8 protein-coding genes are annotated in these 9,250 nt (G+C 31.5%); 4 read left to right on the forward strand and 4 right to left on the reverse strand.

What is annotated here, in order from left to right; all coding sequences use genetic code 11:
- Window positions 1-341 precede the first annotated feature (341 nt).
- On the forward strand, window positions 342-2,102 hold the full coding sequence (locus QM536_06535) for a glycosyltransferase family 39 protein (GenBank protein MDI9356661.1): 1,761 nt from the start codon (window positions 342-344) through the stop codon (window positions 2,100-2,102).
- Between the two features lie 15 nt (window positions 2,103-2,117).
- On the forward strand, window positions 2,118-3,722 hold the full coding sequence (gene pckA, locus QM536_06540; GenBank protein ID MDI9356662.1) for a phosphoenolpyruvate carboxykinase (ATP): 1,605 nt from the start codon (window positions 2,118-2,120) through the stop codon (window positions 3,720-3,722).
- A gap of 33 nt (window positions 3,723-3,755) precedes the next feature.
- Here the strand turns inward: pckA and rlmB are convergent, their stop codons facing one another.
- From rlmB to QM536_06560, 4 genes are all read right to left on the reverse strand, one after another.
- Window positions 3,756-4,535, reverse strand: coding sequence for a 23S rRNA (guanosine(2251)-2'-O)-methyltransferase RlmB (rlmB, locus tag QM536_06545; protein MDI9356663.1), 780 nt, complete (start codon window positions 4,533-4,535; stop codon window positions 3,756-3,758).
- Window positions 4,536-4,545: 10 nt separating this feature from the next.
- Window positions 4,546-5,571, reverse strand: a complete 1,026-nt coding sequence (locus QM536_06550) for a LacI family DNA-binding transcriptional regulator (protein MDI9356664.1) — start codon at window positions 5,569-5,571, stop codon at window positions 4,546-4,548.
- 102 nt (window positions 5,572-5,673) lie between these two features.
- The gene (locus QM536_06555; GenBank protein MDI9356665.1) at window positions 5,674-6,165 is read right to left on the reverse strand and encodes a dihydrofolate reductase; all 492 of its coding nucleotides are present in this window, start codon (window positions 6,163-6,165) and stop codon (window positions 5,674-5,676) included.
- Between the two features lies 1 nt (window position 6,166).
- Window positions 6,167-7,111 carry a CPBP family intramembrane metalloprotease gene (locus QM536_06560; protein ID MDI9356666.1) on the reverse strand — a complete coding sequence of 315 codons (945 nt, stop codon included), beginning with the start codon at window positions 7,109-7,111 and terminating at the stop codon, window positions 6,167-6,169.
- Between the two features lie 232 nt (window positions 7,112-7,343).
- Between QM536_06560 and ribD the strand changes: the two genes are divergently transcribed.
- Together ribD and QM536_06570 are read left to right on the forward strand one after the other, a co-directional pair.
- Window positions 7,344-8,366 carry a bifunctional diaminohydroxyphosphoribosylaminopyrimidine deaminase/5-amino-6-(5-phosphoribosylamino)uracil reductase RibD gene (ribD, locus tag QM536_06565; GenBank protein ID MDI9356667.1) on the forward strand — a complete coding sequence of 341 codons (1,023 nt, stop codon included), beginning with the start codon at window positions 7,344-7,346 and terminating at the stop codon, window positions 8,364-8,366.
- Window positions 8,367-8,516: 150 nt separating this feature from the next.
- Window positions 8,517-9,250 (forward strand): Uma2 family endonuclease (locus QM536_06570; GenBank protein ID MDI9356668.1); only part of this gene is annotated, 734 nt, incomplete at its 3' end.

The following is a 9,250-nucleotide window of genomic DNA, read 5'->3' on the forward strand; positions in this document are numbered from 1 at the left end:
TATCTATAGATATAAGAACCATGCCAAAGGGAGAATATATTGTGGTGGTATATGGGGAAAAAGGAGAGATTTTAAAGGCGGAGAAAGTGATTATTCATTAATGTGTTAGGTATGAGGGTGTCCGAAAATTCGTTTTTAGCACGTTTGTAGTTTTGTAATTCTTTGATTATCAATAGGTTTAAAATTAAATATTTGTGTAAAAAGAACTTTTTGGACACTCTCATACATTTTATTGCCATTACATTCGTTGTAATTTAGAATAAGATATGAAGTATATGAAATTACACACAATGCATATTATTTTAAAAAAGGTTCATTAATATTTAATACATTTATTGTATATGAAAAAACAACAAAAACAAGTCAATAGATCAAATGTAATTTATAAAAAAAATAACGAAGTAAAAATACACCACAAAAAAATAGATTCCAAAATACATTATTGGTTCATTGGGATTATTGCCATTTCTCTTTTTCTATATGCTCAAATACTCAGTTTTGATTTTGTAAATTTGGACGATATAGAGCTCTTAGTGAAAGACAAAAAATACTTTTCAGACATTTCAAATGTATGGAAAGGATTTACAGATTCGTTTCTCTATGATTATTATCGTCCCATTTTATTTGCTACATTTTTAATGGACTATCAATTGGGAAGCATAGATTCCGTAGGTAATACCACTCCATTTATGTATCATTTTTCTAATATCTTATTTCATACTACTGCTTGTTCCCTCTTATTATGGTTCTTATTTCTTTTGAAATATGATAAAACCATAGCATTTTTTACTACTTTGTTTTTTACGGTTCATCCTTTATTTGTGCAGGCAGTCGCTTGGATAGCAGGACGAAATGATTCTCTGCTAGCAATATTCGTTCTTTTGAGTGCTATCTTTTTTATTCGTTTTGTAGAAACCAAACAAAAAAAACATTATTTCCTCTTTCTTTTATTTCTTTTAGGAGTATTACTTACAAAAGAAGCAGGTATAGGATTAATAATGGTTTGCTTTGCCTATATATTTTGGATAAAAAAAATAGACCACAGAAAAGAAAGAAAATTACTATTACAAATTCTGATAGGGACGGCTCTTGTTATTGTAATATGGTATATTTTCAGAAAAACAGCTATAAGAGCAGCAGAATTACGAGGAGCTTATCGGTTTCCTCACATTGTTTACGGATGGGAAGCAATAAAATATAACTATCCTTTTTTATTAGAATCTGTCTTTAAATTTTTTGTACCATTCAATATATCTGTTTTTCCAATGTTTTCTCCCATTCCTACTTTTTTGGGAATAGGGGTTTATATATTACTGTTGATAATAACTATTTTTTTTAAAATAGAGAAGAAAACAGGATTATGGATACTACTTTGGTGGTTTGTATTTTTAACTCCTCCTATTATTTTTTTAACTACTGATGGGCGTTTGAGTGATTATTTAGAACATAGAATTTATGTTCCTGCAATAGGATGTATTATTTTTTTGAATGAAATCACTCAAAAATGGAAAGAAAAAGCAAAAAATAATTCTTTTTTGCGTATATTTAGAATTTCTGCTCTTTTAATAATACTTTTATTTGGCACTCTTTCTTTCTTGCATATTCAAAATTTCAAAAACCAATATACTTATTGGGAAAGCGCCAGTAAAACCTCTCGTCACGCGGGTGTATGGAAAATTTTGGCTAAACAAGCTTTCGAAAAAAATGAAATACCATTAGTAAAAAAGTATTGTCTTAAGTCATTAGAACTCAACCCGAAAGATATTGAAGTATGCACAAATCTTGCCATTATAAGTCAAAATAATCAACAGTATGATAGCGCTTTACTGTTTTATAAAAAAATTTTAGAAATAGATCCAAAACATTGGAACACTCTTTACTATGCGGGACTTGTAGAATATGAACACAAAAAAAATTATACAGAGGCAGAAAGATATTGGAAAATAGCAATATCCCTCAATACAAATGAAACACAAGATTATGAAAATTTAATACAATTACTCCTTTTGCAAAACAGAATAGAAGAAGCCAAAGAATATGCTCTCGTTTTGAAAAAAAAAGGAAAGGACATCACACAGATTTTTAATCAATTATCAAAATAAATAAAAAAAAAAACAATGAGGCATATAAAGCTTATACAAGAATTACACAAACTAGGGATAACGGGCTATCATGAAATATCCTATAATCCAACATACGAAGAACTTTTTCAAGCTGAAACTTCCTCGCAGGCGAAGGGCTTTGAAAAAGGAGTATTAACAGATGTAGGAGCCGTAGCAGTAAAAACAGGTGTTTTTACGGGAAGATCCCCAAAAGATAGGTATATAGTAAAAGATAGTACCACAGAAAATACTATTTATTGGGATAAAAAAGTAAATTTTCCTACCACCATAGAAGTATGGAATGACTTAAAATCAGTAGTTTTGAAAAAACTATCCAAATCAAAAAAACTCTATGTAGTAGATACTTTTTGCGGTACGAATGAAAGCACCCGATTAAAAGTAAGATTTATAATGGAAGTAGCATGGCAGGCACATTTCGTAACAAATATGTTCATTCGTCCTTGTAATTATGAATTAGAAACCTTTGGAACACCTGACTTTATTGTTATGAACGGCTCTAAAACAAATAACCCCAATTGGAAAGAACAAGGACTTAATTCAGAAAATTTTATTCTTTTTAATCTTACAGAAAAAATTCAAATTATTGGCGGAACTTGGTATGGAGGGGAGATGAAAAAAGGACTTTTTTCATTAATGAATTATTACCTTCCTCTCAAAGGAATTGCTTCTATGCATTGTTCTGCAAACGTAGGAGAAAAAGGAGATGTTGCCATATTTTTCGGATTATCGGGAACAGGAAAAACTACTCTTTCCGCTGATCCAAAACGTTACCTTATAGGTGATGATGAACACGGATGGGATGATAATGGCATATTTAACTACGAAGGAGGATGTTATGCAAAGGTAGTCCGTCTCTCTGAAGAAAATGAACCTGATATATGGAAAGCCATTAGACGCGATGCTCTTTTAGAAAATGTGGTAGTGGACGAAGATGGATATATTGATTATGAGGATACTTCCATTACAGAAAATTCTCGGGTTTCTTATCCTATTTATCACATAAATAAAATAATACTCCCCTCACGTGCAGGGCATGCCCAAAAGATAATTTATTTATCTGCCGATGCTTTTGGGGTTTTACCCCCCGTTTCTATATTAACAGATGACCAAGCACAGTATCATTTTTTATCGGGCTATACTTCTAAGCTTGCGGGAACAGAAAGAGGTATTACAACCCCCGAACCATCTTTTTCTCCTGCTTTTGGAGAAGCATTTCTAACTCTGCATCCAACTATGTATTCTCAAACTCTCGTCGCAAAAATGAAACAGCATAATGCTAAAGCGTATCTTGTAAATACGGGATGGAACGGAACGGGCAAAAGAATCTCTCTTAAAAATACCCGTGCTATTATTGATGCTATCATAGACGGAAGTATAGAAAGGGCAGAAACCTCTCACATTCCCTTTCTGAACCTTACTATTCCTAACTCTCTTCCAAATGTAGAAACAGAGATATTAGACCCACGAAATACCTACACAGATAAAAAAGAATGGGAAAAAAGAGCCAAAAATCTTTCTCTCAAATATAGAGAAAATTTTAAACAATATACCGATACAGAAGAGGGAAAACGACTCGTACATGCAGGACCAAAAGCATAAAAAAGTACTTAATTAATGTTTATTTTTTTTTTTTTAACGCTTCCGAATAGGAATAGTGTTTGTGATTCTTTGCCGAAGGCACTCATATAAAATAACACCTGCCGCAACAGAAACATTCAGTGACTCTATTTTCCCAAGCATATTTATTTTTATTTGCTCTGATGCTTGAGAAAGTATTTTTCCCGAAATACCCGTATCTTCTGCTCCTAAAATAATAACAGTAGGCTGCACAAAAGATGCTTCATAAAAATATTTATCCGCTATTTCTGTGCAAGCAACAATCTGAAACCCTGATTCTTTTAGATATAAAACAGTATCTGATACATCTGAAACCCTGCAAATCTGAATATAATTCAAAGCTCCAGCTGATGTTTTCATTGCATCTTCACTTATCTGAGCTGACCCTTTATCAGGAATAATGATAGCATCTACTCCCGCTGCTTCCGCTGTTCTTACTATTGCTCCAAAATTACGAACATCTGTTATACTATCTAATAGTAAAAAAAGACCATCTTTCCCCTCGTTAAAGAGAAAAGAAACAATCCTATGTATATCCGCAAAAACGATAGGGGAGACAAAAGCCATTACCCCCTGGTGATTTTTATCCTTTACGCTCAAAAATTTTTCAACTGAGACTCTCTGAAAAACAATGCCTTGAAACACTAATTCTTTTATCAGATTAGTTATTTGCTCATTTTTTATATTATGTTGGATAAGCACTCTATCTATTTGTTTTCCCGCTCTCACTGCCTCTAAAATAGGTCTTGTTCCGTATATTACTTCAAATTTTGGATGAGATGAATGATGATTCATTGTATTTTTTTTAGTTATTTTTTTGAGATGATTTTCGTATCATCAATTGTGTATGTATTACTTCTGTAATAGGATTAAAAAAAGTAGGTTTTTTAATTTGTTGTATTAAAATTTCTGCGGACTTCTTTCCCATTTCAAATCCATTTTGGGAAACTGAACTCAGAGATGGTTCTACAAAAGATGATAATTGCCAATCACTATATCCCACTACTGCTACTTCTTCAGGGATTTTTATGTTTTTTTGCTTTAATACCCCCATTGCCCCAAGTGCTGTCAGATCATTATGAGCAAATATACCATCAAAATGTATTTTTCTATCTATTAATACTTGTATTTGTTCCTCCCCATCTGTAAATGGTTCCCCTTTTCCCGCAATTATAAGATCCTCTCTTATAGGAATATTGTATTCTTTGAGAGCATCTATATACCCATTTCTTCTCATTATGGAAACGTTGAGATTATCCGAGCTGGTGAGGTGAACAATACTTTTACACCCCTGCCCTATAAGATGTTTTGTCGCTTCATAGGCTCCTTTTCTATCATCTGTTATCACTTTATGAGTTTCAATGCTTTCACATACTCTGTCAAAAAAGACAAGAGGAATATTTTTTTTGAGTATGTTTTCAAAATGATGTGTTTTGAGAGTATGCCATGCCATAGAAATAAGAAAACCATCTACATGACTTGATAAAAGAGTATTTACATTTAAAACTTCTTTTTCAAACATCTCTTGAGATTGTGTGAGAATGACATTATACTTGTATTTTTTAGTTACTTCTTCTATACCACTTAGAACGGAAGAAAAGAAAAAATGAACTACTTCGGGAATAATAACACCAATAGTGTTTGTTTTATTTTCTCTCAATCCTCGTGCTATCAGATTAGGAGTATAGTTCAGTTCTTCCGCTTTTTTCTTTACTAAATCTATAGTTTCTTGACTTATTTTAGAATTTTGGTTTAAAGCACGGGAAACAGTAGAAGGGGATACATTGATTTCTTTTGCTATATCAATAATAGTAATATTTTTTTTTTTCATTTTTTTGTGTTTATAATTATATCTCTTGTATTTGTAGTGAAAGAAAAAATATAATAATTTTTTTTTATGGTAAAAGTATTTTTCTTTTTGGACAGGGAATGCTTATTTTTTTCTTACTAATTCTATAAAAGAATGGTCATATGGGTTTTTCTCATCTCTTTTTACAAAGCATTTTTTTATTTCTTTCCACAACCCAATTTCTATATCATATTTTACATCCCCAATAAAAGTATGGTGTACTTTAGTGAGGTATATGGTATCAATAATATGCTCTGTGAGATTGTATATTTCACTTCCTCCTATAATAAAAAGGTCTGTTTCATTGTTTTTTTTTGCAAAAGAAACCGCACTTTCTACACTATTAAAAACAAAAGTATCCGGAATTATCAGATTTTTTTGGCTACTTACAATAAGAGAAGTACGTTTTGGCAATACTTTTCCTATAGAATCGTAAGTTTTCCTCCCCATGAGAATATGATGCCCTATTGTTTTATTCTTAAAATAAACTCTATCGTTTGGAATATTCCATGGAATCTTATTCTCATTTCCTATAACATTGTTTTCATCTACAGATACTATATGTGATATTACCATATTATTGAATAAGGTGAAGGTATGTTTTCTGTAAAAACGCAAATAATTCCATCAAAAGTGCTATTCCTATATGAACAAATATCCCACCATAAATAGATTTAGAATGGTAGGTTACTACTCCTAAGAGAGTCCCTCCAAAAAAGGAGCTAATAAACTCCACAAGAGGTTTACCCATGTGAAATACACAGTAAATAGTCGCCATAGGTAAAACACCATGAATACCTAATACTTCTTGCATTGCTAATATGAGAAATCCCCTAAAAACAAACTCCACCATCACAAAACCCGAAGCATACAAAAACTCAAATACAGAAACACTTACCCACTCAGGTATGTTTACTGCCTCACTAAACCCATAATCTTTGTAAAGAGGATACATTCTTAAAAAACTTGATGTGAAAGAAGCCGCCGCTAAAAGTGGTATCATACATATTAATAATAAAATATAGGTTTTCCAAACATTTTTTTGATAATGAAAGCCATATAATGGATGCTTTTTTCTATCAAAAATATACCAATATATATAAAGAGGAACAAAATAATAGATAATACCCGAAAACTGAGTGGTAATTCTGAATACATAAGCCATAAATGGGTAAGGAACATTCTTTTCTACTAACACTTGGTCTACATACACACTTCTATTGAGAGTAATAGAAAGCAATACCGCTATCATAGCAAAATAAAGTTTCTTTTGAACAAAAATATCCCATTTTTTATACAAGAAAGCGTAGCCAATAAGGGCATACAGATATGTAATACCATAGAAAACAAAAATAAGAAAAGGATATATACCTTTTCTTCTGTAAGAAATAAGGATATTATAAAAATTTAAATAATACGATGTAAAAATAATACCCCCTACAAACAAAAATAACCAAAGAACATACAACAACTTTACATCATTCTTGATAAATATCACTAATTGTTTATAAATTTTCTTCATCTTTACCCTTTACTTTACTTACTATTGTATTTATTATAATGGATAAAATTCCATTTGTGGAAGAATTTCAAAGAAAAACCTTCTGTATATCTTTCAGTATTTAAAAAAAATAAAAAAATAAACATTTTAATACAAACTCCCAAATAATACTTAAAACAGAGTGTTTTAAGAGAAAAATTATCTCATTTTATTTTTATTAACCATAAAAAAACAATGTATAGGTTACAAATATATGAACGATTTTGAAAAAATAATGATCAGAGGCATTCAATTAGCAGAGTTAGGTTTGGGAAAAGTAAGCCCAAACCCACTTGTAGGGTGTGTGGTGATGAAAGATGACAAAATTATAGGAGAAGGATGGCACAAAGTATACGGAGAATCTCACGCCGAAGTAAACGCTCTCAAAAATATAGATGCAGAAGGCAGCACTGTTTTTGTTACTTTAGAACCCTGCTCCCATTTTGGTAAGACACCACCCTGTACTGACTTCTTAATACAGAAAAAAGTCAAAAAAGTACTCATTGCCTCTCTTGATCCGAATCCATTAATAAACGGAAGAGGAATCCAAAAACTCAAAGACGCAGGTATAGAAATAGAAATGAACTGTTTAGAAAAAGAAGCCAAATGGATGAACAGAAGATTTTTTACTTTTTTCAACAAACAAAGACCCTATATTATACTCAAATGGGCTCAAACCTTCAATGGATCTATTGCTGATAAAAATTTTCGCTCCCAATGGATAAGTAATAAATATTCTCGCAAAATAGTGCATAAATGGAGAACGGAAGAAGACGCTGTTTTAGTCGGATACAACACTGCCCTCTATGATAACCCTCTCTTAACCGCAAGAGATTGGGAAGGCAGAAATCCTACACGCATTGTTTTAGACGAATACAATGCACTATCCGATGCCAATATTCACATCTTTAATACAGATGCAAATACTCTCATTTTTAATAGCATTATAGAAAAAGAAATAAAAAACTGCCGTTGGATTCGTTTAGAAAAAGAGTATTTTATAGAGAATCTTTTAAAAACATTACACACCCTCCACATACAATCAGTTTTAGTAGAAGGAGGAAGTAAAACCCTTTCCAAATTTATTCATAAAAATATATGGGATGAAGCACGAGTATTTTACTGCTCTCAAAAAATGGACATAGGAGTAGCTGCTCCTTCTCTGAATGGTGATATTATACAGAACGATTCTATCTTTGACGATACACTACTCGTGTATAAAAATAATGAAGTATAAATCCGCTTTTTATCTCAAAAGATAAATAAAAAGTACATTTGTTTATAGAGCAGAATGGTAAAAGTTCAAAAAACGTGTTATTTTTTTATTAATTGAGTTTTTATAAAATCTTATTAACAGACCAATAAAGAAAGTTAACATATTAAGAAAATGTCTATACAAAAAATAAAAAGAGAGGAATTGGATTCTCTTATTCAAGATGCATCGGTAAGAACCAAAAGAAAACCGACTGACTTAGAAAAAAAAGAAGGGATGAAGAGATTTTTAAAACAAAATCGTGCAGACCAAAAAAGTGAGTATATAGCAGGGGAAACAATTATGCACTCACCTGCTGTTGCGTTTCATACCGTGGTTCGCAAAAACATAGAGATGTATATCCATGAACATATTGGAACCACAGGAAAAGGAATGGTACAATCAGAAAAAGCAGCCATTATATTTGGATACAACGTCTTCGAGCCAGATGTAGTTTACTGGAACGAAACCGTAAATATTGAAAAAAAAACCTTAGTACATCCTATTCCTCATTTTATAGCGGAGGTATTATCTCCCAGCACGAAAGGAAGAGACCGAACATTAAAAAAAAATAACTACGAGAAAAGCCAAGTCCAAGAATATTGGATAGTAGACACAGACAAACAAACTATACAACAATATGTTATAGATAAAGAAACAAAAAAATATGTTCTTCACAAAACATACTTTGAAAAAGATACGATTGAGAGTGTTGCAATAGAAGGATTTTATGTTTCCTTAGAAGCTGTTTTTTCGTATCGGATGCCCTCAGGACCTTATAAAATAATTCTTCAAAAAAGAGCAGAAGAAATCTTAAAAAAATCGGAACAAGAAAAACAACAAGCAATAGAAAGAGAACAACAAGCAAT

It is taken from the genome of Chitinophagaceae bacterium, from assembly GCA_030053935.1.
GTDB lineage: Bacteria > Bacteroidota > Bacteroidia > Cytophagales > JASGCU01 > JASGCU01.

Coding starts and splice junctions, on each gene's coding strand:
- QM536_06535 (MDI9356661.1), top strand. CDS start 342: ATGAAAAAACAACAAAAACAAGTCAATAGATCAAATGTAATTTATAAA.
- pckA (MDI9356662.1), top strand. CDS start 2,118: ATGAGGCATATAAAGCTTATACAAGAATTACACAAACTAGGGATAACG.
- rlmB (MDI9356663.1), bottom strand. CDS start 4,535: ATGAATCATCATTCATCTCATCCAAAATTTGAAGTAATATACGGAACA.
- QM536_06550 (MDI9356664.1), bottom strand. CDS start 5,571: ATGAAAAAAAAAAATATTACTATTATTGATATAGCAAAAGAAATCAAT.
- QM536_06555 (MDI9356665.1), bottom strand. CDS start 6,165: ATGGTAATATCACATATAGTATCTGTAGATGAAAACAATGTTATAGGA.
- QM536_06560 (MDI9356666.1), bottom strand. CDS start 7,111: ATGAAGAAAATTTATAAACAATTAGTGATATTTATCAAGAATGATGTA.
- ribD (MDI9356667.1), top strand. CDS start 7,344: ATGAACGATTTTGAAAAAATAATGATCAGAGGCATTCAATTAGCAGAG.